This window comes from Labrys wisconsinensis (assembly GCF_030814995.1).
Lineage (GTDB): Bacteria > Pseudomonadota > Alphaproteobacteria > Rhizobiales > Labraceae > Labrys > Labrys wisconsinensis.
Map to the genome: position 1 here is coordinate 179000 of NZ_JAUSVX010000013.1, position 26896 is coordinate 205895.

General features: G+C 69.4%; 30 protein-coding genes. 29 read left to right on the top strand and 1 reads right to left on the bottom strand.

Annotation, left to right across the window (positions count from 1 at the left end; all coding sequences use genetic code 11):
• The first annotated feature begins 79 nt into the window (after window positions 1–79).
• From QO011_RS29035 to QO011_RS29175, 29 genes are all read left to right on the top strand, one after another.
• On the top strand, window positions 80–850 hold the full coding sequence (locus QO011_RS29035) for a hypothetical protein (RefSeq protein ID WP_307280132.1): 771 nt from the start codon (window positions 80–82) through the stop codon (window positions 848–850).
• A 55-nt stretch (window positions 851–905) separates the two neighbouring features.
• On the top strand, window positions 906–1130 hold the full coding sequence (locus tag QO011_RS29040; RefSeq protein WP_307280134.1) for a hypothetical protein: 225 nt from the start codon (window positions 906–908) through the stop codon (window positions 1128–1130).
• On the top strand, window positions 1127–1696 hold the full coding sequence (locus QO011_RS29045; RefSeq protein WP_307280136.1) for a phage tail protein: 570 nt from the start codon (window positions 1127–1129) through the stop codon (window positions 1694–1696). The genes QO011_RS29040 and QO011_RS29045 overlap by 4 nt, the downstream gene beginning before the upstream one ends.
• A gap of 181 nt (window positions 1697–1877) precedes the next feature.
• Window positions 1878–2477, top strand: coding sequence for a DUF1441 family protein (locus QO011_RS29050; protein WP_307280139.1), 600 nt, complete (start codon window positions 1878–1880; stop codon window positions 2475–2477).
• Window positions 2474–4489, top strand: coding sequence for a phage terminase large subunit family protein (locus QO011_RS29055; RefSeq protein WP_307280142.1), 2016 nt, complete (start codon window positions 2474–2476; stop codon window positions 4487–4489). The genes QO011_RS29050 and QO011_RS29055 overlap by 4 nt, the downstream gene beginning before the upstream one ends.
• Window positions 4486–4689 carry a gpW family head-tail joining protein gene (gene gpW / locus QO011_RS29060; RefSeq protein WP_307280146.1) on the top strand — a complete coding sequence of 68 codons (204 nt, stop codon included), beginning with the start codon at window positions 4486–4488 and terminating at the stop codon, window positions 4687–4689. Before QO011_RS29055 ends, gpW begins: the two co-directional genes overlap by 4 nt.
• The gene (locus QO011_RS29065; protein WP_307280151.1) at window positions 4689–6275 is read left to right on the top strand and encodes a phage portal protein; all 1587 of its coding nucleotides are present in this window, start codon (window positions 4689–4691) and stop codon (window positions 6273–6275) included. Before gpW ends, QO011_RS29065 begins: the two co-directional genes overlap by 1 nt.
• A complete protein-coding gene (locus tag QO011_RS29070) occupies window positions 6272–7189 on the top strand; it encodes a S49 family peptidase (RefSeq protein WP_307280154.1) in 918 nt (305 codons plus the stop codon). The genes QO011_RS29065 and QO011_RS29070 overlap by 4 nt, the downstream gene beginning before the upstream one ends.
• A gap of 22 nt (window positions 7190–7211) precedes the next feature.
• Window positions 7212–7637, top strand: a complete 426-nt coding sequence (locus QO011_RS29075; protein ID WP_307280157.1) for a hypothetical protein — start codon at window positions 7212–7214, stop codon at window positions 7635–7637.
• Between the two features lie 40 nt (window positions 7638–7677).
• On the top strand, window positions 7678–8049 hold the full coding sequence (locus tag QO011_RS29080) for a head decoration protein (RefSeq protein WP_307280160.1): 372 nt from the start codon (window positions 7678–7680) through the stop codon (window positions 8047–8049).
• Between the two features lie 82 nt (window positions 8050–8131).
• Window positions 8132–9151 carry a major capsid protein gene (locus QO011_RS29085; RefSeq protein WP_307280161.1) on the top strand — a complete coding sequence of 340 codons (1020 nt, stop codon included), beginning with the start codon at window positions 8132–8134 and terminating at the stop codon, window positions 9149–9151.
• Window position 9152: 1 nt separating this feature from the next.
• A complete protein-coding gene (locus QO011_RS29090) occupies window positions 9153–9536 on the top strand; it encodes a hypothetical protein (protein ID WP_307280165.1) in 384 nt (127 codons plus the stop codon).
• The gene (locus QO011_RS29095) at window positions 9536–10345 is read left to right on the top strand and encodes a hypothetical protein (RefSeq protein WP_307280167.1); all 810 of its coding nucleotides are present in this window, start codon (window positions 9536–9538) and stop codon (window positions 10343–10345) included. Before QO011_RS29090 ends, QO011_RS29095 begins: the two co-directional genes overlap by 1 nt.
• Entirely contained in the window at window positions 10342–10569 is a 228-nt protein-coding gene (locus QO011_RS29100) for a hypothetical protein (protein ID WP_307280170.1), read from the top strand. Before QO011_RS29095 ends, QO011_RS29100 begins: the two co-directional genes overlap by 4 nt.
• Window positions 10570–10572: 3 nt before the next feature.
• A complete protein-coding gene (locus tag QO011_RS29105) occupies window positions 10573–12075 on the top strand; it encodes a phage tail sheath subtilisin-like domain-containing protein (protein ID WP_307280174.1) in 1503 nt (500 codons plus the stop codon).
• 25 nt (window positions 12076–12100) lie between these two features.
• Window positions 12101–12472: a phage tail tube protein gene (locus QO011_RS29110; RefSeq protein ID WP_307280177.1), complete on the top strand. Its 372-nt coding sequence runs from the start codon at window positions 12101–12103 to the stop codon at window positions 12470–12472.
• A complete protein-coding gene (locus QO011_RS29115) occupies window positions 12469–12849 on the top strand; it encodes a hypothetical protein (RefSeq protein ID WP_307280180.1) in 381 nt (126 codons plus the stop codon). The genes QO011_RS29110 and QO011_RS29115 overlap by 4 nt, the downstream gene beginning before the upstream one ends.
• Window positions 12850–12920: 71 nt before the next feature.
• Window positions 12921–14909, top strand: coding sequence for a phage tail tape measure protein (locus QO011_RS29120; protein WP_307280182.1), 1989 nt, complete (start codon window positions 12921–12923; stop codon window positions 14907–14909).
• A complete protein-coding gene (locus QO011_RS29125; RefSeq protein WP_307280183.1) occupies window positions 14909–16114 on the top strand; it encodes a DNA circularization N-terminal domain-containing protein in 1206 nt (401 codons plus the stop codon). Before QO011_RS29120 ends, QO011_RS29125 begins: the two co-directional genes overlap by 1 nt.
• The gene (locus QO011_RS29130) at window positions 16111–17148 is read left to right on the top strand and encodes a phage baseplate assembly protein (RefSeq protein WP_307280185.1); all 1038 of its coding nucleotides are present in this window, start codon (window positions 16111–16113) and stop codon (window positions 17146–17148) included. The genes QO011_RS29125 and QO011_RS29130 overlap by 4 nt, the downstream gene beginning before the upstream one ends.
• A 25-nt stretch (window positions 17149–17173) precedes the next feature.
• The gene (locus tag QO011_RS29135; protein WP_307280188.1) at window positions 17174–17380 is read left to right on the top strand and encodes a hypothetical protein; all 207 of its coding nucleotides are present in this window, start codon (window positions 17174–17176) and stop codon (window positions 17378–17380) included.
• Window positions 17377–17883 carry a phage baseplate assembly protein domain-containing protein gene (locus QO011_RS29140; RefSeq protein ID WP_307280191.1) on the top strand — a complete coding sequence of 169 codons (507 nt, stop codon included), beginning with the start codon at window positions 17377–17379 and terminating at the stop codon, window positions 17881–17883. The genes QO011_RS29135 and QO011_RS29140 overlap by 4 nt, the downstream gene beginning before the upstream one ends.
• Window positions 17883–18407, top strand: coding sequence for a phage GP46 family protein (locus tag QO011_RS29145; RefSeq protein ID WP_307280194.1), 525 nt, complete (start codon window positions 17883–17885; stop codon window positions 18405–18407). Before QO011_RS29140 ends, QO011_RS29145 begins: the two co-directional genes overlap by 1 nt.
• Window positions 18407–19483, top strand: coding sequence for a baseplate J/gp47 family protein (locus QO011_RS29150; RefSeq protein ID WP_307280197.1), 1077 nt, complete (start codon window positions 18407–18409; stop codon window positions 19481–19483). The genes QO011_RS29145 and QO011_RS29150 overlap by 1 nt, the downstream gene beginning before the upstream one ends.
• Window positions 19480–20247, top strand: coding sequence for a hypothetical protein (locus tag QO011_RS29155; RefSeq protein WP_307280201.1), 768 nt, complete (start codon window positions 19480–19482; stop codon window positions 20245–20247). The genes QO011_RS29150 and QO011_RS29155 overlap by 4 nt, the downstream gene beginning before the upstream one ends.
• A gap of 9 nt (window positions 20248–20256) precedes the next feature.
• Window positions 20257–20562: a hypothetical protein gene (locus tag QO011_RS29160; RefSeq protein ID WP_307280203.1), complete on the top strand. Its 306-nt coding sequence runs from the start codon at window positions 20257–20259 to the stop codon at window positions 20560–20562.
• Between the two features lie 9 nt (window positions 20563–20571).
• Window positions 20572–21339 (top strand): phage tail protein, encoded by a 768-nt coding sequence (locus QO011_RS29165; RefSeq protein WP_307280205.1) that lies wholly within the window; start codon window positions 20572–20574, stop codon window positions 21337–21339.
• Window positions 21340–21343: 4 nt separating this feature from the next.
• On the top strand, window positions 21344–24553 hold the full coding sequence (locus QO011_RS29170; protein ID WP_307280208.1) for a hypothetical protein: 3210 nt from the start codon (window positions 21344–21346) through the stop codon (window positions 24551–24553).
• A gap of 1 nt (window position 24554) precedes the next feature.
• Window positions 24555–26435, top strand: coding sequence for an FAD-dependent oxidoreductase (locus QO011_RS29175; RefSeq protein WP_307280215.1), 1881 nt, complete (start codon window positions 24555–24557; stop codon window positions 26433–26435).
• A gap of 3 nt (window positions 26436–26438) precedes the next feature.
• Here the strand turns inward: QO011_RS29175 and QO011_RS29180 are convergent, their stop codons facing one another.
• Window positions 26439–26867 (bottom strand): type II toxin-antitoxin system HicB family antitoxin, encoded by a 429-nt coding sequence (locus QO011_RS29180; RefSeq protein ID WP_307280218.1) that lies wholly within the window; start codon window positions 26865–26867, stop codon window positions 26439–26441.
• Window positions 26868–26896 lie beyond the last annotated feature (29 nt).

The following is a 26896-nucleotide window of genomic DNA, read 5'->3' on the forward strand; positions in this document are numbered from 1 at the left end:
TTATAGAGAAAACGGCATGCGAGGGTTTTGCCAAACTCTCGCGCGACCTTCGCGACCTTCGTAAGGGCAGGAGTTTGGGGTGAAGGCGATCGATATCGAGCAGCTGGTACGCTGGGCCTACCGGGAGGAGCTCCCGAAGCGGGACACGGTGTCGAGCGGTGCCGGCACGTCGTGGATGGTGACGGGCGTGCGTGGAACAGGGACGGGCCTGCCACCTCCGGCCCATCACCAGTGGATGGGCGAAGCGCATTCCGACGCGATAGAGGTCGAGGCCGCCGTGGGCCGGTTGCGGGATCTCGCCATGGATTGGGCCGATCTGCGGCGGCTGACGTTGGGCGCTGCCGGCGGAGCGTTGCGTTTTCGCGACAAGACGTTGCCGGATGGGCGCACCGTGTTGCATCCGCTCGACGCTTGCCTCGCCACGCTGTCGATGCGGCCGGCGGCGCTGATCGTGATGCATGGGCGTGCCGCAACCCGGCCGCATTGCACGGACATTCCGCGGATCAAGAGGCTGCGGCACGAGCTCAACGGCAAGGTCAAGGTGTGGCGCGTCGATCCAGACACGGGCGAGCAGCTGTTCTACCGGCACCCCAAGACGGGGATCATGACGGCTGAAGCGGCCTATGACTCGCATCAGCGCATGCGGAAGGGCGCGGCTTGCCCGGTCGAGTACGAGCCGACGCACGCGCAGGTCGCACGCGACCGGGCCGAATACCTGATCTGGCTCGCGGGCCTCGAAGTGCTCGCGGCCGATTTGGTCGGCAGGCTCGCGAATCATGATCCGCTGCCGCCGGCCGCACCGCGGCGACCATGGGCGACGATGGCCGCTTCCCTCTTGCAAGCGGCTTGAAAAAAGGGGCTTGTATGGGGTGTAGCGCTTGCGCTATATCCGACCATGAAGACTTGTGAAGGGCCTGCCGGCTTCGGCGGGCCCTTCGTCGTTTCAGGGCCCCACCATGTGCAGCTGCTCGGAACGGCGCGAGGCGATCGTGCGCGCGGCGTCGGCCGTGGTGCGCCGGGATGTCGTCTCCGCCCGGGATGCCATTGCCTTCGTTGCGCGATCGGCGCGCGACGACGTGGCCGATGCGATGCGCCGCCTGGTGAAGGCCAGGACGCGTCTCGGGCGATGATCTCGATCCAGGTCGGCGGCACCATCGCGGCGCTGGAGGCGGCCTTCCGCGATCTGGTGCAGGCCGATCGGCGCAATCGCGCCTATGCGGCCGCCATCAACCACACCGGCGACCGCGTCGTGATGAAGGCCGTTCGGTATGCGGCCGCCAAGACGCAGCTGCCCGTGCGCTACGTCAAGACGCAGGTGCGGACCTATCCCGCCGGGCCGGCCAAGCTGACCTGGGAGATGGTCGCCAAAGGCCCGTACATCACGCTGTACAAGTTCGCGCAGTTGGCGGGCGGGAGCGCGCGCCAAACTGCCAAGGGCGTGATCGTGCCGAAGTGGGGCATGCATCGCCACGCATTCGTGGCCGGCATGAAGACAGGCCACATCGGGGTGTTCGCCCGCAAGGGCAAGTCAAGGCTGCCGATTAAGCAGCTGTACGGCCCGGCCGTGCCCAAGCCCCTCCTCGAAGACGAGGCGCGCACGCTGCTGGAGCAGGAGGTGGACACCCGCCTCTCGGCCCGCATGCTTCACGAGCTGGGCCGCGAGATCGACCGGATCAAGGCCGCGCGCGGCGTCTGATCGCCACCGCCGGCTGCCCCGACCGGACGCGCCGGGCCGGGCAGGCCGGGCAGGCCGGGAGGGGGTGCCCCCGGCCTCGGGTCCTTCCGCCGCCCCCAGCCGGTCGCGACGCGCGGCGGCCCGGGATTTTGCCAGTAATGCCGTTCCGAAATCCGGGCTAACAGCCCTAACAGAGGTGTGTATGCCGCCTAACAGCGATGGCGCGCCCGGCCTGTTCATGTTGTCGATCTCGCAGATCGCGGAACGGGACGGCGTGTCGAAGCCGACCGTCTCCCAGAAGGTCGCCGAGCTGGTGGCGAAGCATGGGTTGAGGGTCGAGCGCGACGGCCGTGGGCGCGTGTCGGCTGTCGATGTGGCGCAGTACGATCATCTGCGGGGACGCTTCGGCGACCCGTTCAAGGCGCAGGCACCGCAGCCGCCGAAGTCGGCGGCACCGGCATTCGATCCTGAAAGTCTGGACGAGGCCCAGCGCAAAAAGGCCTGGTATGAGGCGCATCGGCGCGGCCTCGAGCTCGATGAGCTGCGCGGCGACCTAGTGCGGCGGCAGGGCATCGAGACTGCCATCTCGGTCATCGGGGCTGAGATCGCGGCGATTGTCGACCGGCTCGCGGCGCAGGCCGATGACTTTGCGGCAGCGGTCGGGCGCGACGGGCCGCATGGCCTTCGCGTCGCGCTGAGGGCCTTCGCCAGCCAGCAGCGCGCCGACATCGCCGACGTCATGGCGCGGTTGTCGAACGGCGCGCCCCTGTTCGATGGTGAGCTTGTCGAGGACGCGGCGTGACGGGCCATCCGAACGCGCTACGCCTGATCGCCGGCGGCCTGGCCGAGGCGATCAGGCCGCGTCCGCCGCTGCCCCTGTCGAAATGGCTTTCGGAAAATCTCGTCCTGGTCGATGGCGAACTGGCCGGCCAGCTCTGGAGCAGCGCCGGCGCGCCATATCTCGCCGAGATTGCCGACTGCCTGTCCGACGATCATCCCTGCAACCAGGTGACGATCCGCAAGAGCCAGCAGAGCGGCGCCTCGATCCTGGCGATGGGGTGGGCGCTCTATGTGGCCGACCGCGAACCTGCGAACATGATCTATGCCGTCCCGGGCATCGACGCGCTGCGCAAGCTGAATTCGCAGAAGTTGCAGCCGCTGATCGACGCCTTCCAGAAGCGGGCGAAGCGGACGGTTTTCCTGCCGCAGACGTCGAGGTCGGCGGCGGGAAGCTCAACTTTTGAAAAGAAATTCGCCGGCGGATACCTGTCCCTGGCCAATGCCAACGCCGTCATGGACCTGAGTTCAAAGACGGCGAAGAAGGGGGTTAAGGACGAGGTCTCCAAGTGGGAGAATATTCCGGGCTTTGGCGACCCAGAAACCTTGTTTTTTGGCCGTTTTACCGCGTTTCGACGCACAAAAGGCTGGAAAATACTCGAAATTTCGACGCCTGAGGTCGATACGGGCGATGACAGCGGCGAGACGGCTGGACACTGCCGCATCGACCTGTCGTTCAAGCGGTCGGACCAGCGCTTCTGGCATGTGACCTGCCCGCACTGCGACACGGAGCAGGTCTTTACGTTCGACCGCTTCCGGCCCGACCTGCGCGAGCCCAAGAACTCGTTCTACGAGTGCATCGGCGCCGGCTGCGTCATCACCGAGCTCGACCGGGTGCTGATGGTGCGCGGCGGCCGCTGGGTGGCGACGTATCCGGATGATCCATCGCGTCATCCTGGTTTCCACATCGACGCTTTCATCTCGCTGATGATGAGCTTCGAGGCCATCGCGGAGGATTATCGAACGGCGCAGCGGTCCGAGAAGGATAGGAAGGACTTCACCAACGTTGTCCTCGGCCTGCCCTACAAGTTTCGGGGCGACGCGCCGGACCATATCCGGCTGATGGAGCGGCGCGAGCCCTACGACCGGCGTCGGATTCCGGCCCAGGCGCTGATGCTGACCGCCATGGTCGACGTCCAGCACTCCGGCCTCTACGTCGAGGTGGTGGCGTGGGCGCCGGACAAGCGCAGCTGGACGGTCGACGTCGCCTTCATCGACGGCGACACCACCGACCACCGGCGCGGCGCCTGGTCTCTGCTCGGCGAATTCTATGAGCGGACCTACGAAGACGCCTGGGGCAAGCGGCGCTCGCTGGATGCGATCGGCGTCGATGCCGGCGACGGTGGCCGCGTCAACCAGGTGCTCGCCTGGACCTCGGCCCGGCTCGATGCCTACGCCTTCAAGGGTGAAGATGGATGGGCCAGGCCGGCGATCAGCGCGCAGGCGAAGCTGGTCGACATCACGCTCGACGGGAAGGTGCAGAAGAACGGCGCCCGGCTCTGGAAGACGGGCACCTGGTCGCTGAAGCGCGAGCACTACGACAACCTGCGCAAGACGCGGATAGCGGCGGACGGCTCGACCTGGGATCCGCCCGGGTTCTGCCATTTCGGGCTGTGGCTCGACGAGATCTACTTCAAGCAGATCACGTCGGAATATCTCGAAGACATCACCGTGCGCGGCCGCGTCACCGGCCGGCGCTGGGCCAAGCGCGGCGAGAACCACTATCTCGACTGCCGCATCGGCAACATGGCGCTCGCCGACCATCTCGGCCTCAACAGCATGTCGCCGGCAGACTGGCAGACGCTGGCCGAAATGCGCGGTGTCCCCGACGGCGTGGTGACGCCGGACCTCTTCACCCCGGCGCCGATACAGGCCCGGGCCAGCAACCGCGCCGCCGAGCATGCGGCGCCGCCGCCGGCGAAGCCGGAATCGATCTTCGACCGCCTGGCGCGGCTCAACCAAGGGCTCGACGAATGACCACTGCCGAAATGCTCGAGCAGGCCAGGGCGGTGCTGCATCGGCTGCTGACCGGCGCCGCCGTCGTCGAGCTCGATGTCGAAGGCCGGCGCACCAAGTTCACGCCGATGAACCGGTCCGACCTCGAAGCCTACATCAAGCGCCTCGAGGCGCAGCTTGGCGCCTGCCCGCCGCCCGGCGCGATCGGGGTGATCTTCTGATGTCGTTCTCGGCGCGGCCGGCTCCCGGCATCCGCTGGTCGAGCAAGAGCGCGATGGCGTCCGCCTACCGTGCCGCGTCGACCACGGCACAGGAGACGGCGGCGTGGCGGCCGCCCTACCTCTCGGCCGATGCGGCGATCCTGCCGGATAAGGACATCACCGAAGCGCGCGTCGCCGATCTCGGCCGCAACAACCCGCATGCGCGCGCCGCGATCTCGCGCCTGCTCGACATGCTGGTCGGCGCAGGCCTGCGCCTTTCGGCCAAGCCGGACGCCGCGGCCCTCGGCTTGACGCCGGAGCAGACCCGGGCGGTTCGCCGGCAAATCGAGGCGGAGTGGCGTCTGTTCGCCTACGACCCGCTGCGCCGCTGCGACGCGCAGCGCAAGGTGATGATGCCGGGCCTGCTGCGGCAGCTCGGCCGGCGCTACATCACATCGAACGAGTGCGCGGCCGTCCTGAAATGGCGGCCGGATGGCGGCACGCGCTATGCGACCTGCGTGCGCGTCGTGCACCCGGCGCGCATCTCCAATCCAAGCGGCGCGGCCGACAAGGCGACGCTGCGCGGCGGCCTGGAGATCACCGCCGAGGGCGAGGTGGTGGCGGCGCATATCCGCAACCGGCACCCCGGCGACTGGATCGGCGCCGGCGACGGGTCGAGCTGGGAGCGCGTGCCGGCCCGCACCGACTGGGGACGGCCGATCTTCATCCATGGATTCGAGCCGGAGGAGGAGGACCAGGCCCGCGGCGTCACGCCGTTCGCGGCCTTGATGGTGCAGCTGCGGATGCTCGGCAAGCACGCCGATCACGAGCTCGCTGCCGCAGCGGTCAACGCCCTGTTCGCCGCCTTCGTCAAGTCGAACCTGCCGCAGGCCGAGGCGACGGCGCTGGTCAATATCGCCTCATCCACCTTCGCGGACGAGCGGCTGAAGTTCTACGAAAAGAATCCGCCGCGCATCGGCGGCGTGCGCATCCCGGTGCTGCCGATCGGCGACGAGATCGCCATGAACAACGCGCCGCGGCAGAGCGCGGCCTTTCGCGACTTCCAGTCGGCGTTCCTGCAGTCGATCGCCTCGGCGCTCGGGCTCTCCTACGAGCAGCTGGCCATGGACTGGTCTCGCACGAACTATTCCTCGGCGCGGGCCGCCCTGAACGAGGTCTGGCGGGCGATCCGCCGCCTGTTCTCGACCTTCGTCGACCAGGTGGTGGCGCCGATCTATCTCGCGTTCCTCGAGGAGGCTTTCGATCGCGGCTACGTCAGCGTGCCGGCTGGCGCGCCGGCCTTTTGGGACATGCCCGGGGCCTGGACGCAGGCCCGCTGGATCGGGCCGGGCCGCGGCTACGTCGACCCGGTGAAGGAAGCGCAGGCCGCCGGCGTGCGGATCGACGGGGTGCTGTCGACGCTCGAGGCGGAATGCGCCGAGCAGGGTGGCGACTGGGAGGAGGTCATCGACCAGATCGCCTTCGAGAATGAGGTCCTGGCCGAGAAGGGCGTGCAGCGCGTTACCACCAGCACCGCCACCATCATCGCCGCCGAGGCGGCGCAGGGGGCCGACGCTGCCCCGCAGGCCGAGGGAGTGCCGGCATGACCATCCTTCGCCCGGAGATCGCGGCGCGCCTGTTCGACACGCCGCTGATGGTGGATGCCCGCAAGGCGAGCGCCATCGCCGCCGCACTCGGCGGCCGCATCGTCGAGGGTGGCGTCATGGTGCTCGGCGCGGAGGCGATCGAGCACATCGCCTTCTCCGGCGGCCGCCCGTCCGCGGGCCGGGTCGGCGACCGGCTCGGACGAGCCTATGACCGAGAGGGCCTCGCCCCGTTCGACCTGGTCGACGGCGTCGCCGTCATCCCGGTCGAGGGCACGTTGGTGCATAAGGGCGCCTATGTCGGCTCCTATTCGGGCCGCACCTCGTATCAGGGCCTGCAGAGCCAGATCGTCCGGGCGGCGCGCTCGGACGCCGTCAAGGGCGTCGCGTTCGAGGTCGATAGCTTCGGCGGCGAGGTGGCGGGGGCTTTCGAGACGGCGGACATGATCGCCGGCCTATCGAAGCTCAAGCCGACCATCGCCATCCTCACCGACCACGCGCTGTCGGCGGGCTATCTCTTGGCGGCCCCTGCGCGCCAGGTGGTCCTGCCCGAGACCGGGCGGGCCGGGTCGATCGGCGTGATCACGCTCCATGCCGACTATTCCGAGCGGCTCGCCAAGGATGGCGTGCGGGTGACGATCCTCGCCGCCGGCGCGCACAAGGCCGATGGCAATCCCTTCGAGCCGCTGCCCGATGCCGTCGCGGGCAGGATCCGCGCCGAGCTGGAGAGCATGCGCCAGACCTTCGCCGGCGCGGTGGGCCGCTATCGCGGCGCCCGGCTCGACCGGGGCCGCGCCCTGGCGACCGAAGCCCAGGACTATCGCGGGTCCGAGGCGGTTGCCGTAGGCCTCGCCGATGCGGTCGGCCCGGCGAACGATGCCTTCGCGGCCTTCGTCAAGGCCGTCAACCGGGGCTGACCGCCCCATCAGGAGACAGACCATGGAAACCTCCTTGCTTGCGGCGGTCCACGCTGCCGCGAATCCCGAGACTGCGCCCGCCGCGCCCCCGGCCCCCGCCATGGCGTCGGCGCAGGCGATCGAGGCGGCCCGTGCCGAGGGGCATAAGGCTGGCCTCGCCGCCGGGGCCTCGGCCGAGCGGGCCCGTGGCAAGGCCATCCTCGGCAGCGACGCGGCGAAGAGCCGCCGCGAGCTCGCCGAACATCTCGCCTTCGAGACCGAGCTCTCGGTCGAGGCGGCTGCAGCCATCCTCGTCAAGGCGCCCGAGGAGGCCAAGGGGGCGCGCCTCGATGGGCGCGTGCCGAACCCGAACATCGCTCCGGACGCGGCCCCCGCCGCCGACAAGAACAACGATCCGGCCGAGCGCCTGATGGGCGCGCTCGACCGCGTCGCCGGCAAGGCCGCCTGAGGCGGCCTCCCCTCCCACCCTCGCAAACAGGATCACCGCCATGGCGCGCAACCTGGTCGAAACCGCATCCTTCTCGCCGACACACGTGGTGGTCGGCGATCTCAAGGTCTTCGCCGAGCCGGAGACCATCCTGTCCGGGCAGACCCTGCTGCAGTGGACCGTCGTCGGCCGCGTCACCGCCTCGGGCAAGTGGATCAAGTGCGTCGCGTCCGCCAATGACGGCTCGCAGGTGCCGCGCGGCATCACCGTCGATGCGGTCGACGCCTCCGCCGGCGACCTGGTTGGGCCGGTCTACAAGCTCGGCCAGTTCAACCCCGACCTCCTGGCCATGGATGCGAGCTGGACCGCTGCGGCGCTCAAGGCGGCCTTCGCCGGCTCCGGCATCTTCCTGCGCTCGCCGCTGACGCTCTGACCGGGGCGCCGTCCTGGCCTGACCCGTTGCCGCGGCGGTCCGCCGCGGTTCCTTCCACCGACATCGAGAGGATTGCGCCACCATGGCGACGCTCTATGACACCCACACCCTGGCGCGCGTTCTCGAAGCCAAGGTGCAGACCCCGCGGACGTTCCTGCTGGAGAAGTTCTATCCGTCGGTGATGACGTTCGACACCGAGACGGTCGACCTCGACATCATCACCCGTGGGGCCAAGCTGGCGCCCTTCGTTCACGAGGACGCGCCGGGTCGGCCGGTGACCACCGGCGGCTACGTGACCAAGCTGTTCAAGCCTTTGCCGATGAAGATGAACGATGCCGTCAACCCGGCCAAGGCGATGAAGCGCCGGGCGGGCGAGCGCTACGCGGGCGAGGTCACCCCGGCCGACCGCCTCGAGGCGCTGACAGTCGACAAGATTGCCGAGCAGCGCAAGGCCTGGCTGCGCCGCCTGGAGTGGTTCGCGGCCACGATGCTGCGGGATGCGGCGCTCACCATCGCAACCGAGGACCTCGGCGACGCGGTGCTCGACCTCGGTCGCGACGCAGGGTTGAAGGTCACCCTTGCCGGCGCCAACCGATGGGGCCAGGCCGGAGTCAGCCCGGTCGACAACCTCGAGGCATGGCTGACGCTGGTGTTGAGCAAGAGCGGCGTCTTTCCGACCGACGTCGTCTTCGGCACCGAGGCCTGGAAGCTGTTTCGCGTCGATCCCAAGTTCGACAAGTTCCTCGACCGCAATCTGGGGCGGAGCGACACTGTCGAGATCGCCCCGGTCGATGTCTCCATGGGCGCGCTCATGGGCCGCGTCGGCAACACCAACATCTGGGTCTATCAGCAGACTTACGAGGACGATGCCGGCAACGCGCAGAAGTTCATCGACGACTATGACGTGATCCTTGCCTCGCAGGCGATCGAAGGCATCCGGGCCTTCGGAGCGGTGCCGACCGAGAGCACGATCGTGTCGATCGACCTCTACCAGACGGTCTACACCGACAACAACCCGCCGCGGCGCTTCGCCTATACCGAATCGCGCGGCATCGTGGTCATGGGCCGCCCGAACGCCAGCGCACGTTTCAAGGTGCAGTGACGTGACCGCCTTCGACGCGGCCGCCACGGCGGCGGCCGCGCCTCTGCTCGACTGGTACGGCGAGACCTTCTCGGTCACGCCGATGCGTTTCGGCACCGATCCCAACGCGGCGCCGGCGCCCGATACCAGCCGGCAGCCCTTCGATCTGCGCGCGATCTGGGTGGACGATCCCGGCGAGCTGCGCACCCCGAACGCCTACGACTTGCGCTCCCAGCACAGGCCGGGCGTGAGGGTCGGCAAGCCGGCGATCGACATAGCCGATCCGGCGATCGACCTGCGGCGTGGCGACGTGATCCTGCGCCAGGCCGATGGGACGCGCTGGCGGATCGGCACCGGCCACACCGGCGCATATCTCTGGCGCCGCATCCCGATCGAGGCGATCTGATGGGCCTGCACCGCCTCGCGCTGCGCATCGCCACGCTGGAGACGCTCGCGCCGTCGGCTCTGTACGGCGTCGAGGGTGCGCGCTGGCCGACCATCGCCGGCCCGCGAATCTACGACACCCGCATGGACGTGGTCGATCAGCTCGACGAGGTCGAGCCTCGCCCGATCGTCATGCTCTATACCGAGACCGAGCGCGGCGGCGCCTATGGCGACGGCATCGAACCGATCGATCGCACCGTCGACCTCGTCTTCGAGCTGATGCTCGCGCTGCGCGGCACCATGGAAGTGCAGGCACCGGACGGCACGACCGAGACGGTCGGCTCGGCCGACATGGTGGTGACCGACGCGGAGCACGAGGGCCTGCTCGATCTCCTCGAGGGGCAGATCGAGCGGATCTTGCGATACGGGATCGACGCCAAGTTCCGTGTCGTGGCCCGCGAGGTCCGCGACACCCATTCGGTGCCGCTGCGCGTTGCCGAGGGCAAGACCCGCCTGGCGGCGCGCACCGTCACCTGGTCGGTCCACACCGAATCGATCTGGCCGGATGCGGTGTTCGATTACACCGCCTTTCGGCTGCTCTCGCTGCCACGGATGTTGCCGATGTCGCTCAGCATGGGCGCGGAGCAGCATCCGGATCCGATCGGCTTCTTGCCGGAGCCGCTGTCGACGCTCGCCGCCGGCCTGCCGGCCAACAGCCGCAACCTGCAGGTGATCAGGACCATCGCCGGCCTGACGCCCCCGCCCGAGCTGCTGACGCGGCTCGAAGACCCCCTCCTGAAATGGCAGCTGGCCGCCCCGGAGAGCCCATGACCACCGTCACCGTCCGTCCTGCCGTCCCGGACGCGCAAATCCCGATGCCGGACCGGCCGCTGTCGGCTGGCCGCTATGTCCTGCTGCCGGCCGATGGTGCGCCGGTCGATCCCGACGCCATGGACTTCTTTTGGCGCCGGCTGATCGACGATGGCGACGTCGTCGTCGTGCCGGCTCCCGTCCCGGCGCCGGCCGCGCCGTCCCGCCGCGCTGCGAAGGAGTAATCCATGTCCGTCGCCTTCAATTCCATTCCCGGGAGCGGCCTGGTCGCCCCGCTCATGACCATGGAGGTCAACAGCGGCGGCAGTCCCTACGATGGCCGGTCCCGCCTCCTCCTGCTCGGCCACAAGATCTCGGCCGGCAACGGCGCCGACGGCTCGCTCTATCCCGTCGCCTCCCAGCTCGAGGCCAACACCCGCTGGGGCGCCGGCTCGCAGCTCGCGCAGATGTACCGCATCGCCCGGGCCAACGCCCCGACGGCCGAGATCTGGGCAGCTTCGGTCACCGACACCGGCACGGCGCAGACCTGGACCCTGACCGTCGGCGCCCTGCCGGGCAAGGCCGGCGTCGGCATCATCGAGATCGCCGGCGAGCGGCTGCAGGTGACGATCGGCGCGTCGGACACCGCGGCCATCGTGGCGACGTCCCTGGCGGCCGCGATCAACGCCTATGTCGACCTCAACACCGGCGCAATGCTGCCGGTGACCGCCGCGGCGGCGACCAATGTCGTCACTGTCACCGCGCGCCATCTCGGCGCCCTGTTCGGCGAGCTCGACTTCTGGACGGGGACCAGCGCCGCCTCGAACATATTCGGCGGCGGCGTGCTCACCATCGCCACGAGCACGGCCGGCGCCGGCACGCCTTCGGTCAGCGCCGTTCTCGCCGCCATGGGCGACGAGGAGTACGACCTTATCGTCAACCCCTGGAGCGACAGCGCCAACCTGGCGGCGATCCAGACTGCCCTGGACGACGTGTCCGGCCGGTGGGCCTTCAACCGGCAGATCTACGGCCACATGCTCTATCCCTTCGTCGGCACCTTCTCGGCGCAGACGACGCATGGCCTGGCCCGCAACGACCGCCACAGCACCGCCCTGGCAGTGCTGCCAAGCCCCACGCCGTCCTGGCTGTGGGCGGCCGGCTTCGCCGCGCGGGTGTTCCCGTGGCTGTCGGACGGCGTGACCGGCGGCGTGAGCCGCAACCAGACCGGCCTGGCGGTCAGCGGCGTGAAGCCGCCGCGCGGTTCCAGCCAGCGCTGGAACTACGCGGCCCGCAACACGCTCAACGGCTCCGGCATGTCGACCTGGACGGCGGACAAGGCCGGCACGGTCAAGGTCGACAAGCTGGTCACCACCTACCAGCTCGGCCCGCTGGGCCAGCCCGATGCGACGTTCCGGGACATCCAGGCGATGTTCCAGCTCACCTACGGGCTGCGCTACCTGCGCATCGAGATGGCCAACGAGCACGGCCAGAAGGCGATCGCCAACGACAATCCCGGCGCCCTGCAGGCGATCTCCACCCCGAAGGAGATCAAGGCGACGCTCGTGCATGCCCACCTGCAGCTCTGCCGGCAGGGCGTGTTCGAGAACAACCAGCGCTTCGCCGAGAGCATCATCGTCGAGCGCAATGCGGGGAACGCCAACCGGGTGGATTTCTTCTTGCCGCTCGACCGGGTTAACCCGCTCGACATCCTCGCCGCCAACGCCACGCTGTACAGCCAGTACGCGGCCTGACACCACAACCTGAGAGGAGGCCGCCATGCCGGCGCAGAAATTCGGTGGGGAGATGCGCATCCGCCTCTCCACCGGCGAGCTGATCGTGACTCGTGGCACGGTCAATGTCGACCCGAGCAACATCAAGACGGAAGCCGCCGCCAACGATGACGGCTCGGTCTACCGCACCATCGAATCCAAGCCCTACGGGGCCGAGGTGAATTTCGAGGACAGGGGGCTCGACCTGCGCGCCTTGATGCTCGCCGACGTCGACGTCACTCTGACCGAGGAGAACACCGGCGTGCAGCACCTGTGGACCGACGGCGGCTTCCACGGTGACCCGAAGATCAACCGGCGGAACGGCGAGGTCACCGGCCTGTCGATCTTCTCGGCCAGCTACCGGAGGATCGGCCCGTGACGGAGCGCTTCGAGCGCCGGGGCGACGGCAGCCGGTTCGTGCCGCTGGCCCTTCCTATCGACGGGCACAAGGGCAAGGTCACGGCCGTGGTGCTTCGCATGCCGACCTGGCCCGACTATCAGGCGATCGGGGACATCCAGATCCCGGCCCGCCAGGGCGAGAGCGTCACCCTGATCGACGACGTCGAGGCGATCGGTCGCTACGCCGAGCGCCTCGTCGTCGGCGAGGCCGCCGATTTCCTGCCGCAGCTGAAGCTGCCGGACGTGCTGGCCGTGCACGAGGCCATCAAGGATTTTTTTCAGCAGGCGAGGTCAGGGGACCGGCCCTCGACCTCGTCTTCGGCCTCGGCTGGCGCCCCGCCGACCTCCGGGACCTGACCTTCGCCGATCTGCGCTGGTGGCACGCCGCGGCGCTCGACCACCTCACCTCCGAAGAGGATTGACGCTCCATGGTCAAGACCCTGGAAGCCCGGGCCGTCATCACGGCCGCGGATCGGAGCGGCGCGGCCTTTGCCCGGGTCGCGGGGAAGCTCGACCAGATCAAGGGCAAGCTCGCCGCTCTCGGCAAGGTCGACCGTACCCTCGGCAGGGTGGGCGGCGAGGTGTGGTCAACCATGGCCCGCTACGCCACGATCGGCGCGACGATCGAAGGCGTGCGGGAATCCGCCAAGCGCTACATGGAACTGGAAAAAACCATGATGGAGCTCGGCATCACGGCTGGGGCAACCGACAAGGAAATTGCGGCAGCCACCGAAACGCTCAGCCGCCAAGCGCCCCGGCTCGGCGCGACCGGTCAGCAGCTCGGCGAGGTCACGCAGAACCTGGTCGCGGCGGGCATGGCATTCGACACAGCCATCGCGGCGACGCCGGCGGTGATCAAGGCGGCGACCGCGACGCAGACCGACTTCCTCGATTCGGCGAAGGCCGGCAATGCCGTGATGCAGAACCTCGGGATTCGCATCGACCAGCTCGCGGAGGCCTATGACCGCATGGCGGCCGCCGGGAATATCGGTGCGTTCGAGATGAAGGACATGGCCCGTGAGATGCCTGAGGTCGCCGCCGCGGCGCAGCGATTGGGCTTCAAGGGCACGCAGGATCTGGGGCGCCTGGTGGCGATGCTCGAGGTCGTGAAGACGACGACGGGAACGGGATCGGAGGCCGCGACGAACCTGAAGCAGGCGTTCGGCAAGCTCCTGGCTCCGCAGACGATCAAGGCCTTCAAGAGCGTCAAGATCGACCTGAAGGCCTTGATGGAGACTGCCCAGAAGCGCGGCGCGAACGCCTTCGAGGTCGTGATCGAGAAATTGCATGACGTCACCAAAGGTATGTCGGACATCAAGAAGCAAGCTCTCATCGGAAGCTTGTTCCGTGAGGAAGAATCGCGCGCCGCCATTCTCGCCCTTATGAACAATTGGGACGATTACAAAGCGAAGTTGCGCGAAGTCGACCAGTCGCAAGGAACTGTTGCACGCGGCCTTTCGCGCGCGATGAGCACGACGTCCGGCAAATGGGATCAGGCGACGGCGGCTGTTGATCGCGTGATGACGATCATCGGCGGCAAGCTCGCTCCGACGATCAAGAACATCGCCGAAGACGTCCTGAACATAGCGGAGAGTTTCGACAAGGTCGGCGCAGCGATCGACCGCAATACGCCTTCGGCCAAGAGCCTTCTCATGAAAATGGGCCTGTCGTCGTCGCAGGCCGAATGGATGCTCAAGATGATCGGTCCAGCGACCGGCTATGGCGATATCAACAAGGAACGGGCTGCGCAGGCGATGCCGCGGCTCCCGGGCGAGACTTTCACCGAGACGGAGGCCAGGCGTCGCGGCATGCCGTCCATGGCCTCCGAATGGCTCGACACGACCGCACGTTTCGTTGACGAGACCAAGAGATTGTCGGCGCGAATGTTCCCCGCGCCTTCGAGCACACCACAGGCTGGCCAAGGGGCGGCTGGCGGTGGCGGAGGTGGCGGATGGGACAGTATGCCTCTTGTTGGCGGCCGCCGCTCTGCGCTCGATGCCGAGATCGACCGGCTCGACCGTAAGATCGCTCAATACAAGGCTCTGGCCGACAAGGCAGAGGTCGAAGCGCAGGCGGGCAATGTGCTGCAGCGGTCCGTTGCTGGCCTGCGCGGGCTCGACTATCGGCGCGTGCAGCAGCAGTTCGAGGATCAGCGTCGTGGCTTCGCGGTCGATCGCGCGGCCCTCAGCCCGCAGGCACCGCGCGACAGGCTGGGATCTGCGGCGCCGACGCCGGTCGACGTGACGGGCAAGGTCACCCTCGACCCCACCTCCAAGGCGCTGGTCGAAGTGCGCGTCAAGGTCGAGGGGCCAGCGCAGGTCACCGGCATGTCGGCGACCGGCAGCGGCAATATCCAGCCCAAGGTCGGGATCTCCATGGCCGGCTCCCGGCCGGGCGGCCGCGTCGGGCCGATGTGATGCGCGACTATCAGGCGACGCTGCGCCCGGCCTCCTATCGCGGGGTCCGGTTCTATGTCGAGAACGAGGGGCAGGCCGGTGGTCGCCGCCTGCAGGTGCACGAGTTTCCGGGCCGGGACGCTCCCGTCGTCGAGGATCTCGGCCGCAAGGCCGGCCGTTTCACGGTTCGCGCCTACGTCGCCAGCGACGATTTCGAGGGCGAGATCGAGGCGCTGTTCTCGGCTTGCAACCAGATGGGGCCCGGTGCGCTGGTGCTGCCGGCGCTCGGCGCGCTGACCGTTCATTGCCTCGACATCTCGACCACGGCCGAGCGGGGGCGCCGCGGCTATGCCTCGTTCGACCTCGCCTTCGTCGAGGAGGGTGCCGGCTCAGCTCCCTATGCGCTCGGCCTCGGCGGTCGCCTGGCGGTCGGCCTGGCCGACGGCATCGCCGGCATCGTCGGGCCGGCGCTGGATGCGGTCATGGGCATCGTCGGGCCGGCGCTCGACGTGGCCGGCTGGGTCGAGGAGGCGTCGCGCCTCACCATGATCGACGCCCTCGCTGGCATCGACGTGGCGCGGCTCGCCGCCGGCCTGCCGGCGGATCTCTCGGCCTCGGTCTCCGCCGCGCTCGGCGATGCCGTCGATGGGCTTGGCAGCGTCGCCGGCATGGTCGGCTTCGGCGCGACCGCCGCCGGCGCCATCCGGCTGTTCGCCGGCGACGAGGCCTCCGACCTGACGCTCTCCGCCCTCGAGGCGCTGGCCGAGCCCGCGGCGGCGACGGTGCTGCCGGCCCGCGCGACGCGGTCGCGCCAGACGGAGGCCCGGCAGGCGGACGCGATCCGGGCGGCCGTGTCGGTGGCGGCCTATGCCGAAGCCTGCGCCGGCGCAGCGGCGCGCACCTATGCCTCGCGTCGCGAGGCGGTGGCATGGCGCACCCGCTATGCCGAGCTCGGCGGCCGTGTCGTCGAGGCCGTGGCCGCCGCCCTGGACGAGGACAGCTACGCGGCGGCCAACCAGGTGCGCGGCACCCTGGCGCAGCATTTGTCGCGGACGGTCGCAACCCTGGCGCCGATCGTGCGCGTGACGGCGAACGAATCTCTGCCGGCGACCGTGTGGGCCTGGCAGCTCTACCGCGATCCCGCGCGGGCCGCCGAGCTTGCCGCCTTCAACGATGTCCCGCATGCGGCGTTCATGCCGACCGTCTTCGAGGCGCCGTCGCGATGATGCGCGAGATCGTCACGGTGACGGCCGGCGGCTCCGAGCTGTCCGGCTGGAAATCCGTGTCGGCCGAGTTCGGGGCGAGCCAGGCGGCGAGGAGCTTTTCGCTCGCCGTCACCGAGCAGCAGGGCGCATTCGGCGACGTCTGGCGCCTCGCCCCGGGCACCGAGGTGACCATCCTCGCCACCGGCGATCCGCTGCTGGCCGGCTATGTCGACTGCTACAAGCCGGCGATCGACAAGGATGCGCACGAGGTCACCGTGACCGGCCGGTCCAAGGGCGCGGACGCCGTCGACTGCTCAGCGACCCACAAGACCGGACGCTGGGAGAAAAAGACGCTCCTGGAGATCGCGAAGGAGCTCGATCCAGGCGGCGTCGGCTTCATCTCGCAGGAGAAGCTGCGGCAGCTCGACAAGCACCAGTTGATCCCCGGCGAGACGGTGTTCGAAAGCCTGGAGCGGCGCTGCCGGCACGAAGGCCTCCTGATGATCGGCAAGGCGGACGGGTCGATCTCGTTCGAGAAGGCGGGAAAGAAGCGGGCCGCCGGCGCGCTGATCCAGGGCTACAACATCCTGCGCGCCACGGCGACGCTCGACCATTCGGGCCGGCATTCCAAGGCGATCGCCCGCGGCCAGCGGGCGCACGGCCATGGCGCGAAGGCGCTGCGGGTCGAGAAGCAGAGCCAGGATGGCGGCATCAAGCGCAACCGGCCCTTGGTCGTGCTGCACGAGGGCGAGGCGGACGACGATGCGGCGCAGGCCCGGGCGGAGTGGGAGGTCAAGCGCCGGATCGGCTGGTCGACCACGGCCGAGATCGCGGTGCAGGGCTGGCGGGACGAGGACGGCGTGCTCTGGGAGGGCAACACCCTGATCTATGTCGAGAGCCCGGCGCTCAAGATCGATCAGGATATGCTGATCAACGCCGTCCGCCTGGAGCAGTCCGACAACGGCACCATCGCGACGCTGTCGCTGGTCGACCCGCGTGCGCTCGGCGGCTCGTCGCCGGGCGGCAAATCATCGGGCGCGTGGAGCGCGCCCTAGTCCAACTGCAACGTCGGAGACTGCCATGAGCCAATCGCTGGGCGAAGCTTTGCCGAAGGAAATGGCCCGGGTGCGGGACGATCTCCTGCCGCTCTACGACGCCATCCCGACCGGCATCTTTGCCGCGACCCTGATGCGGCGGGACCTCGACCGTGCCGCCCATGCCCTAGCGGAAGGCGACGTCGTCGAGATGATGCGCGTCTACGAGGATCTGAAGGGCTACAAGGAGTGACCAGCTCGTCCCTGATCCGGGCCGAGCTGTCGGACACCGACGACAGCGGCGAGTTCCAGACCGGCAAGGCGCTCGGCCTCGCCGGAGAGGAGCTCGATGCGGTGCTGCGCATGCAGCCGCACGGCTTCTCGTCCCATCCGCCCAAGGGCTCGGTGGCGATGCTGCTGTCCCTCGGCGCATCGCGCGAGCGGGCCGTGCTGCTCGGCGCCGAGCATCCCGACCATCGGCCGCGCGGCCTGCCGGCCGGCGCCACCGCGCTCTATGACGCCTCCGGCAACATCATCAAGCTGGTCGGCGGCGGCGGCATCGAGACCAGCGCCGCCGGCAGGCCCTATATGCTCAAGGTCGGGACCCTGACGATCGAAGCCGACAGCGTCGTCATCAAGTCCTCGGATATCAACCTCGGCGGCACCGGCGGGAAGCCGGTCGCGGTCGAGGGCACGGTCTGCTCGGACGGCGCCACCCTGGTCGGCAATTTCGCCACGACGGTCAAGGCGGTCTGATGGCGACCTATGCGATCGTCGACGACGGCCTGACCGGGCCGTGGGACACGGTGCTCGGCGACGTCGCCAGCGACTGGGAGGCGGCCGACCCGGGCCTGGAGCCGGGCAACGGCGGCGGCCTGGCGGCGCGGCGCTCCCTCGAGACCGCCGTCATCCTGTGCCTGATGAGCGACCGTTACGCCACTGTCGAGGACGGGCGGGCCGACGAGGACGATCCCCGCGGCTGGGCGGGCGACGGCTTCGACGTCCGCGCCGACCTCGGCGAGGCCGAGCTCGGCTCGCATCTCTGGCTCCTGCGCCGGCAGGCGCTCACCGCCGAGACGGCCCGGCGGGCCGAGGACATGGCCCATGTCGCGCTGCGGCCGCTGATCGCGCAAGGGGCCTTCGCGCGCATCGACGCGGTGGCGACGCCAGATCCGGAGCAGGCACAGCTGCTGCTGGCGATCGCCGGCTACGGCGATGCCGGAGACCAGCTCTATGACCGCAAGTTCGCTCTGCTGTGGGCAAAAGAGGGGCCGCGCTGATGCCGTTCTCGATCCCGAGCCTGCCGAGCCTCGGCGACAAGGTGCGCCAGGCTTTCCGGGCAGAAATGCCCAACTTCGACGCCTATCTCTGGCCGAATAACGTCGCTGTCACGGCCAAGGTGCTGGCCCTCACGCTCTACGATCATTTCCTGCGGCTCGACTGGATCCGGCGCCAGATCTTCGCCGCCACGGCCGAGAGCGAGTACCTCGACCGCCACGCCGCCGAGTATGGCCTCGCCAGGAAGGGCAGCAGCTTCGCCGAGGGCTATGCGACCTGGGCCGGCACCGTCGGCGTCAAGGTCGCCTCGGGCACCTTGATCACCCGGTCCGACGGTGTGCAGTACCGCACGGTCGGCGCCGCCGTCGTCGGCGCCGGGGGCACGGCGCGGCTGCGCCTGCGCGCGACCGGCACCGGGCCCGGCGCCAACACCATGGCCGGCGCGCCCCTGGCCCTCGGCGAGGCGCTGGCCGGCCTCGCCGCGAACGGCGTCGTGGCGTCGGACGGTATCGGCGGCGGCGACGAAGTCGAAAAGGACGAGCGGCTGCGCGAACGCGTGCTCTACCGCAAGCGCCACACGCCCATGGGCGGTGCACCGTCCGACTATGTCATCTGGGCCGGTGAGGCGGCCGGCGTGACGCGGGTGTACGTGGAGCGGCTGGCCTACGGGCTCGGCACGGTCGGCGTCTGGATCCTGATGGACGACCTCTATGCCGACGGTGTGCCGACGACGGCGGACATACAGCGCGTGAGCAACTGGATCGCGCCGTTCGCGCCGGCGACTGCGATCGTCTGCGTCCGTGCGCCGACACCGGTGCCGGTGCCGATCAAGATCCGCGGGCTCGAGCCGGCCACCTCGGACGTCCGGGATGCGGTGCGCGACGAGATCGCCGATGCCTTCCGGCGCCGCGGCGAGGTCGGCCAGTCGGCAGCGCCGTTCCGGTTCTCGCGCTCCTGGATCGGCGAGGCCATCTCGGCCGCGACGGGCGAGCGCCGGCACGAGCTGGTGGAGCCCGCCGCCGACATCATGCTGTCGCGCGGCGAGCTCGCGATACCGGGGACGATCCAGTTCCTATGAGCTGCCCGACCGTCGACGAGCTCGCCGCGCAGGTCGAGGCGCAGGCACCGCGCGGCGTCGCCTGGGGCACGGACGGGGCCGAGGCACCGGCCACCTCGCCGCGGCGCGGGGTCTGGCGCGCCATCGCCCGGGCGCTGTTCCTCCTCAACGAGCGCATCTGCGCGCTCGGCGAGGAGATATTCTGCGCCACGGCGTCGGAGACGGTCGATTCCTGGCTCGCCGAATACGGCTTGCCGGACGCCTGCGATCCCTCCGGCGGCGACCTCTGTGCCAAGGTCGCGCTGGTCGGCGGTGCGCGCATCGCCGACCTCGAGGAGGTGGCGGCGCGCTATGGCTACGACCTGGCGATCTACGACCCGGCGCCGCGGGTGCGGATCCGGGATGACGGGTACTACACGCCGGGCCTGATGCCCGGGGTCGAGTTCGACCTGCCGCTCGACCTGCCCGGTGGTGCCAGCGAGGGCGCCGCCCTGGCCGGCGCGGCGCAGGCGGGCTGCGCCTTCGTCGGCACGGTCGAGGGCTGCGCCGGCGACCGTCAGGTCATGGCGGCGCGGCTGCAGCCGGTGATCCCCTGGGCCTACACGATCCGCTGCACCATGTCGGCCGCGACCTCCGCGGCGCTGGGCAACAAGCCGCCGACCTCGGCCGGATGCGCCATGGCCGGCTGCAGCCGGGCCGGCTACCGGCCGGATTTCTCCGCGCTCGACTGCATCCTCGCCGGCGTGGCGCCGGCGCATGTCCGCATCGTCTTCGAGATCATCTGAGAGGCTGCCATGTCCGCCGTCATCCTCGGCCCGCAGGGGCCGAATTTCACCACCTTGCGTCCGGCGACCGATCCAGTCGCCTCCGGCGCGCTGCAGACCTGGTTCCAGCCCTGCAGCGCGCCGGGCACGACCGACGGCACCGAGATCACCGCGAGCTGGCTCAATGGAATCACCGCACAGCTGCGCACCGTGATCATCGACGCCGCTACCGATGCGGAAGGCGAGCCCGACGACATGCTGAAGAACGCCATCCTGGCCATGGTCGACGCCGGTGGCGGCTCGGGCTTTGCGGCCGAACAGCTCACCACGATCTGAGGGGCCGCCATGACCGTCTTCAACGCGAACACCTTCCAGCTGTTGGTCCGTAAGGCCGCCGGCGGCTATGGCTATCTCTTCGGCGTCGACGTCGTCGCCAAGGTCCTCGCCGCGAGCAATCTGCTCGACGTGTCGGTGGCGAGCACTGCGCCGGGGGATACGACCAAGCTCTGGTTTCAGCCGGACAGCGTCACGCCGGCGGCCGGCGCCTACAAGATCTATGACGCCATTTCGGCGAGCTGGGTCCCCCTGACATTCGTCCGGTTCGCCGCCTGGCTCGTCGGCCGCGGCGGCGTCACGCCGGCACCGACCGGCAGCGTGCAGGCCTATGCGGGCGCCGCTGCGCCGGCCGGCTGGCTGCTGTGCAACGGCGCGGCCGTCAACCGCACCACCTATGCGGCGCTCTACGCCATCACCGGCGACACGTTCGGGCCCGGCAACGGCACCACGACGTTCAACCTGCCGGACCTGCGCGGCGAGTTCATCCGCGGCACCGATACGATGGGCACCGCGCGCGGCGTCGACGCCGGCCGGGCGCTGGGCAGTCAGCAGGCTGGCATGGTCGGCCCGCACGGCCATCCCATGAGGATATGCTCGCCGCCGATGCCCGGCGGGTCCAACGGGGTCGGCGGTTTTTTGATCCACGAATCCATCAACGCCAATTACCCCGCCAACGACGGGCCGCCGAGCGATCCGGCCGGCAACCAGCTCGGCATCAACCTCGGCACCGAGACACGGCCGCGTAACGTCGCCCTGGCCTACATCATCAAGACCTGAGCCCATGACCGCATTCTCTCCGGCCCTCGGGCGCACCGCAGCGGTCCGCCCGGACACGCCCTCGACCGCAGGCCAGGACACGCGCTTCTTCCTGGACGAGACCGCGCCCGGCGATGGCGACGGCACGATCGTCAGCGCACCATGGTTCAACGCCGTCTCGGCGGCGCTGCGCCAGCTCGCCGCCGCCGGCGGGGCCGAGCTCGACGACGCCAACGAAAACCTGCTGGTCGAAGGCGTGCTCGGTATCGTCCGTAGCCTGCTCGCCGCCGCGCCCTGGACGGGCGACGCCGTGGCGAGGGGCAGCCTCGTGACCTTTGGCGGCGGCCTCTGGTACGCTCTGCGCGACGTGGCGGCCGGCCTCGCGCCGTCCCGCGACGCGCCGTCGGACTGGCAGCTGCTGGTCGAGGGCGTGGCGCCGGCGACCGCGACCGGCGCCCGGATCGTGGTCAAGACCACCGCCGTCACGGATGCCGACGAGGCGGTGTTTCATTTCGCCGCCGGCCACGGCGTCACGGTCGGCATGCTGTGCGAGCAGCCTGGCGCCCTCGTGCCCGTCACGGAGGTGACGGCGACGACGGTGCGGATCGCGACGGCGTTGACCACGAAGATCGGCGCCGGCAAGCCTGTGGCCTTCATCGGCGCGGCCGGGATGGGCGTGGTCAAGCCCGACCAGGTCTCGACCATGGTCACGGCCGGCGGCGCGCTGCGCGCCCTGGGCTTCGACGCGACGTTCCGCGGCAAGGATGCGTCGATCGTCAGCCGATCGGGCGTGCGACCCCACAAGAAGGCCCGCGGCGCGCGCGTGCCGTCGAGCACCGGTATCGGCGGCAATCCCGACGATCCCATGCACGTCGGCTACGATACGACCTTCGATCAGCCCGTCGTCTACGGCAAGCCCAACACCCGGCCGCGCTCGCTCTACGACTTGCTGCGCGACATGGGCGCCAATGCCGAGGGCTATCGCAGCCGCAAGACCCCGTTCGCCAACCGGCCCGACCTGATCAGCCTCCTTAAGGCCAACGATCTCGTCGTGCTGTCGCGGCCGCGCTACTATGTCGACGGCACCATCCCGGCCGGCCTGCTCACGGGCAAGACCATTCTGGTGGTGACGCCGTCGGGCAAGAGCGCCATCGTGCAGACCGGGCCGACGTCGACGACGCTCGACCTCACCGGGGCGACCGACCTCACCATCATCGGCCAGCTCAAGATCAGCTATCGCGACTGGTCGGCCGCGGCCACGCCGGCGGTCAAGGTCGGCACCGGCGCCAAGCGGATCGACATCGATCAGCTGGTGATCGAGCGGGCCGGCATCGGCCTGCAGGTCACCGGCGCGCTGGAGCGCATCGGGATCGGCACGCTCTCCCTCGGTGACTGCGCCTCGATCGGGCTCGACGTGGTCGGCGACAAGGTCGGCGGCAACCCGGCGCAGGACATCCGGATCGGCCGCATCAACTATCGCGGCACGGCGACGGAGGGCCTGCGGACCTCGAAGGACGTGGCGACCGCCGCCGCGACGGCGACGATCGCGCTGAAGAACACCACCGGCGTCTACGCCAACATGAAGGCCTACGGCCTCAACATCCTGGACGGCACCACGGTGCTGTCGGTCAACGCGGGCGCCGCGACGGTGACGCTGTCGGCGGCGCCGACGGCGGCCATCCCCGCCGACACGACGCTCACTTTCGGGCTGCAGCTCGGCTGCACCGTGATCCGCCTCGAGGACTATTCCTCCGACATCTCGATCGGCTCGGCCCGCATCATCGGCGGCGGCCGGGCGCTGCAGACCCTCTCGGCCGGCGTCGGCGGTCCGCAGCAGCCGGCCCGGCTGCGTATCCGCGACCTCATCGCCAGCGGCCAGACGCTGGAATGCATCCGCCTCGAGGACGGCTCGGACGTCGAGATCGTCGACTTCAAGCTGTCCGGCGGCGCCGGCCGGGCGATCTACGCCACGACCGGCTATCTCGGCCGGCTGCGCCTGCGCGGCGGCGTCATCACCGGCTTTGCCGACGCCGCGGTGAAATGGTCGGCGACCTCGGCGCTAGACAGCGTGCTCGACGACATCACGTATTGGGGCAACTGCATTACCGGCAGCGACAAGAACGCTATCCAGATCGACGCCGGCGCCGACAACCTGACGATCCGCGGCGGCATCGCCGGGCGCTCGCCCGATTGGGTCGCCGCCAGCGGCACGGGGACCTTCGCCGACAATCCGGCCGACGGCCAGGCCCTGGCGATCGACGGCGTCGCGCTGGTGTTCAAGGCCTCGGCGAGCTCGCGCCTGCACGTCCAGATCGCCACGACGCTCGCCGGCACGCTCGCCAACCTGATGGCGATGCTCGACCAGGTGCCGCGCTGGCGTCTGCGGCAGAACAGCTATGCGCTGGCCGGCACGGTGCTGACCATCACGCGCAAGGTCACGGGCACCGCCGGCAACGCGGTGACGCTGTCCACCACCACGACGGCCGCGCTTTCCGGCGCGACGCTTGCGGGCGGCGTCGGCACCCCGACCGAGACGGGCTCCATTCACCTCAGCGGTGCCGCGCACCGCAACATCCGCATCGAGGGCCATGACGTCCAGACCCTGCCGATCGTCAACGACACCACCACCATGGGTGTCGACATCGTGCGGTGCCCCGGCTATCTCGCGCCGGACCGGCCGTCCCTGCCGGTGGCGGTGCGCGGCGCCGTCGCCAATGGTGCCTATTCCATCGGGCGCTTCATGGCCGGCCGCTTCGCGATCCTCGGCGTCAGCCTTGGCCTCTCCGCCGGCTCGTGCAACGTCGACATCCTGCTCGACGGCGAGGCGATCACCACGGCCTCGATCGCCGCCTCGGCCGCCCGGGGTGTGCGCCGGGCCTCGGTGGTTGACCCGTCCGCGGGATATACCGTCGGGCAGGGCATGAACGTCGTCGGCGGGACCCGCACCGTGGCGGCGAACCTCAAGGCGGTGGCGGTGGGGCCCGCCGGCGAGCTGCTGACGCTCGGCGTCAACACGCCCGGCCTCTACACCGCCCTGCCCGCCAACCCTGCCGCCGTGGCCGTCGGCGCCGCGACCGTGATGCTGGAATGGGCCACTGGCGCGGATACCCTGTTCTCGATCCCCTACTTCATCGACGCGAGCCGCGGCGGCATCGACGTCAGCCTGCAGGTCTCCGGCGCTTCCGGCGCGGCCGACCTGACGGGCGCCCTTCTCATCGCCGACCTGGGGCTCTGACATGGCCGACAACAGCTATGATCTTGTCGTGGTGGGCGGCGACCCGTCCGGTTGCGAGGCGGCCTACACGGCGCGGCGGAAGGGCCTGTCGGTCGCTCAGATCCTCCAGACGCAGCACATCGGCGGCATGCAGGGCGGCTCGCTCGGCGCGACCGACGTCGCCGGACCGTCCTCGGTCGGTGGAAACGTGCTCGAATTCTACCAGCGCATCGGCGAGTGGTACGGCACGACGCGCTATTTCCACTTCGGCCCGAACGTCGCCGAGCTGATCTATGTGCGGATGGCTAACGAGGCTGGTGTCGTCATCTATCGCGGTCTGCAGGTCGTGAAGGTGGTGGCGACGCCGGACCAGCTGCAGAAGATCGTCTGCTATCCCATCATCAAGGGCGTGGTCGACCTGCGCTCGCCGACCGTTTTCACCGCCAAGGCCTTCATCTGCGCGTCCTATCAGATGTGGCTCGGCAAGGCAGCCGGGCTGCCCTACCGGGTCGGTCGCGAGGCGGCGAGCGCGGCGGAGCCGCAGGCGGGCTTTGCGCCGAACCCGATCGTCACCAGCGTGCCGGCGCGGCTGTCGAACGGCCAGCTGCGCGCCGACGTCATGGCCAATCCCGGCCTCTCGCCCGGGGTGGCCAATCCTTACGTCCAGTGCGGCGCCTTCCGGCTGATGGCGTCGGACCATCCCGACAACATGCGGTCGTGGGCGTCGGTCGACAAGCTGCTCGACCCGACGCTGCCCTGGGGTGTCTACGATCCGGAGGCCTACAAGCCGCTGGCGCAGACCATCGGCCGGGGCCGCCGCAACTATGGCGGCGTCGAGGCCGGCAAAGGCAGCCTCAACGACGATTCCTTCGTGCTCGACGCCGACGGGGTGCCGCTGCATTGCAAGCTGCCCACGGCCTCGCCGGCCGAGGAATACCGGATCATCCAGACGATCAAGAACTATCAGATCGGCCGCTACAAGTTCGACGCGACCGATCCCAGCATGGCCGGCACGGCGGTGCAGGACAGCCTGACCGGCATCGGCCTGCCGAAGGACGAGTTCATCGGTGAATTCGGATGGTCCTGGCAGTTCTACATGCGCGAGGGGCCGCGCCTCGAGGCCAGGTACATGATGACCATGGCCGACGTCTCCGGCCTGGCCAGCAACCCGCCGGGCAACCTGCGCAAAGCGAAGGCGGCGTGGTGGGGGCGCTACCCCATGGACAAGCATTTCGCCACGCAATACGAGGGCTCGACCGGCATGGTGGTGCGCGAGGGCGGCCTCGGCACGCCCTACAACAAGACCGCCCCCTATCAGGCGGACATCCGCATTTTCCAGCCCAAGACCGGCCCGAAGAACATCCTGGTCGCCGGCGCGCCGGGCTGGACCAGCAACGCCTGGGGCGCCGGCCGAACCGAGCCGGAGCTCCAGAAGGGCGGAGTGGTCTGCGGCATGTGGGCCGCGCTCATGGTCCTGATGGGCCTCACCGATCTCGATGCCGTCCCCTATGAGACGCTGCGGGCCGAGCTGCTGGCGATCGGGCACCGGATCGACCCGGACGCCAGCATCGTCAACATCAAGACCGACTATCCCGCCATCGTCGCGGCCGGCGCCGGCTACCTGGTCGGCGACGTCGTCAACGGCATCGGCGGCGCGGCGACGCGTCCGTTCGCGCTGACCGTGACGGAGGTCGACGACGTCGGCGGCATTACCGGAATCGAGGTGACGGACACGGGCGTCTACACCAACGTCCCCGCCAACCCGATCGCCCTGACGGGCGGGACGGGTGGCGGGGCATCGGTCAAGGCGAGCTGGGTCACCGCGATCGACGACGAGACGCTGCCGGGCGACGGGGGCGACGACGGCAGCGGTGCCGGCGGCGAAGACCTGCTCGCGGCCTGACGATCAGGCCGCCTCGAAGCGGATATCGAGGCGGCCGCCGAGGGCGCGCGCCGCCTCCTCGAGTTGGTCCAATTTGGTGCCATAGCGAGGATTGAGGATGCGGCGCACCTCGACCTCGTTTCGGTTCATGCGTCGCGCCAGCTCGGCCTTGCGGATACCGGACCGGCGCCAGGCCTGGTAGACGGCCAGCTTGGCCGCCAGCTGCGCCGGCAGGCCGATCAGGATCTCGCCCTCCAGCGGATCAGAAGGCTCGGCGATGTCAAGCTCGTTCTCGATCGCGTGCTCGACAACGGCTTGGACGGCGTCGGCTGCCATCTCGCGGGCAGCCTCTTCCGAGGGGCCGGAGGTGACGACGGGTGGCAGGTCGCGGACGGTTACGACGTAGTCCGGACCCTCGCGGGCGATTGCTACGGGGTAGAGATAATGGGCCATTGATCAAATTCAGCTCTGTCGGGGCTCGG

What these genes read in the sequence shown, in the direction of transcription:
- QO011_RS29160 (WP_307280203.1), top strand. Translation starts at nt 20,257, where the DNA reads ATGTCCGCCGTCATCCTCGGCCCGCAGGGGCCGAATTTCACCACCTTG.
- QO011_RS29180 (WP_307280218.1), bottom strand. Translation starts at nt 26,867, where the DNA reads ATGGCCCATTATCTCTACCCCGTAGCAATCGCCCGCGAGGGTCCGGAC.
- gpW (WP_307280146.1), top strand. Translation starts at nt 4,486, where the DNA reads ATGACCACTGCCGAAATGCTCGAGCAGGCCAGGGCGGTGCTGCATCGG.
- QO011_RS29085 (WP_307280161.1), top strand. Translation starts at nt 8,132, where the DNA reads ATGGCGACGCTCTATGACACCCACACCCTGGCGCGCGTTCTCGAAGCC.
- QO011_RS29105 (WP_307280174.1), top strand. Translation starts at nt 10,573, where the DNA reads ATGTCCGTCGCCTTCAATTCCATTCCCGGGAGCGGCCTGGTCGCCCCG.
- QO011_RS29110 (WP_307280177.1), top strand. Translation starts at nt 12,101, where the DNA reads ATGCCGGCGCAGAAATTCGGTGGGGAGATGCGCATCCGCCTCTCCACC.
- QO011_RS29100 (WP_307280170.1), top strand. Translation starts at nt 10,342, where the DNA reads ATGACCACCGTCACCGTCCGTCCTGCCGTCCCGGACGCGCAAATCCCG.
- QO011_RS29165 (WP_307280205.1), top strand. Translation starts at nt 20,572, where the DNA reads ATGACCGTCTTCAACGCGAACACCTTCCAGCTGTTGGTCCGTAAGGCC.
- QO011_RS29135 (WP_307280188.1), top strand. Translation starts at nt 17,174, where the DNA reads ATGAGCCAATCGCTGGGCGAAGCTTTGCCGAAGGAAATGGCCCGGGTG.
- QO011_RS29095 (WP_307280167.1), top strand. Translation starts at nt 9,536, where the DNA reads ATGGGCCTGCACCGCCTCGCGCTGCGCATCGCCACGCTGGAGACGCTC.
- QO011_RS29125 (WP_307280183.1), top strand. Translation starts at nt 14,909, where the DNA reads ATGCGCGACTATCAGGCGACGCTGCGCCCGGCCTCCTATCGCGGGGTC.
- QO011_RS29080 (WP_307280160.1), top strand. Translation starts at nt 7,678, where the DNA reads ATGGCGCGCAACCTGGTCGAAACCGCATCCTTCTCGCCGACACACGTG.
- QO011_RS29170 (WP_307280208.1), top strand. Translation starts at nt 21,344, where the DNA reads ATGACCGCATTCTCTCCGGCCCTCGGGCGCACCGCAGCGGTCCGCCCG.
- QO011_RS29145 (WP_307280194.1), top strand. Translation starts at nt 17,883, where the DNA reads ATGGCGACCTATGCGATCGTCGACGACGGCCTGACCGGGCCGTGGGAC.
- QO011_RS29155 (WP_307280201.1), top strand. Translation starts at nt 19,480, where the DNA reads ATGAGCTGCCCGACCGTCGACGAGCTCGCCGCGCAGGTCGAGGCGCAG.
- QO011_RS29175 (WP_307280215.1), top strand. Translation starts at nt 24,555, where the DNA reads ATGGCCGACAACAGCTATGATCTTGTCGTGGTGGGCGGCGACCCGTCC.
- QO011_RS29130 (WP_307280185.1), top strand. Translation starts at nt 16,111, where the DNA reads ATGATGCGCGAGATCGTCACGGTGACGGCCGGCGGCTCCGAGCTGTCC.
- QO011_RS29050 (WP_307280139.1), top strand. Translation starts at nt 1,878, where the DNA reads ATGCCGCCTAACAGCGATGGCGCGCCCGGCCTGTTCATGTTGTCGATC.
- QO011_RS29120 (WP_307280182.1), top strand. Translation starts at nt 12,921, where the DNA reads ATGGTCAAGACCCTGGAAGCCCGGGCCGTCATCACGGCCGCGGATCGG.
- QO011_RS29150 (WP_307280197.1), top strand. Translation starts at nt 18,407, where the DNA reads ATGCCGTTCTCGATCCCGAGCCTGCCGAGCCTCGGCGACAAGGTGCGC.
- QO011_RS29075 (WP_307280157.1), top strand. Translation starts at nt 7,212, where the DNA reads ATGGAAACCTCCTTGCTTGCGGCGGTCCACGCTGCCGCGAATCCCGAG.
- QO011_RS29045 (WP_307280136.1), top strand. Translation starts at nt 1,127, where the DNA reads ATGATCTCGATCCAGGTCGGCGGCACCATCGCGGCGCTGGAGGCGGCC.
- QO011_RS29065 (WP_307280151.1), top strand. Translation starts at nt 4,689, where the DNA reads ATGTCGTTCTCGGCGCGGCCGGCTCCCGGCATCCGCTGGTCGAGCAAG.
- QO011_RS29070 (WP_307280154.1), top strand. Translation starts at nt 6,272, where the DNA reads ATGACCATCCTTCGCCCGGAGATCGCGGCGCGCCTGTTCGACACGCCG.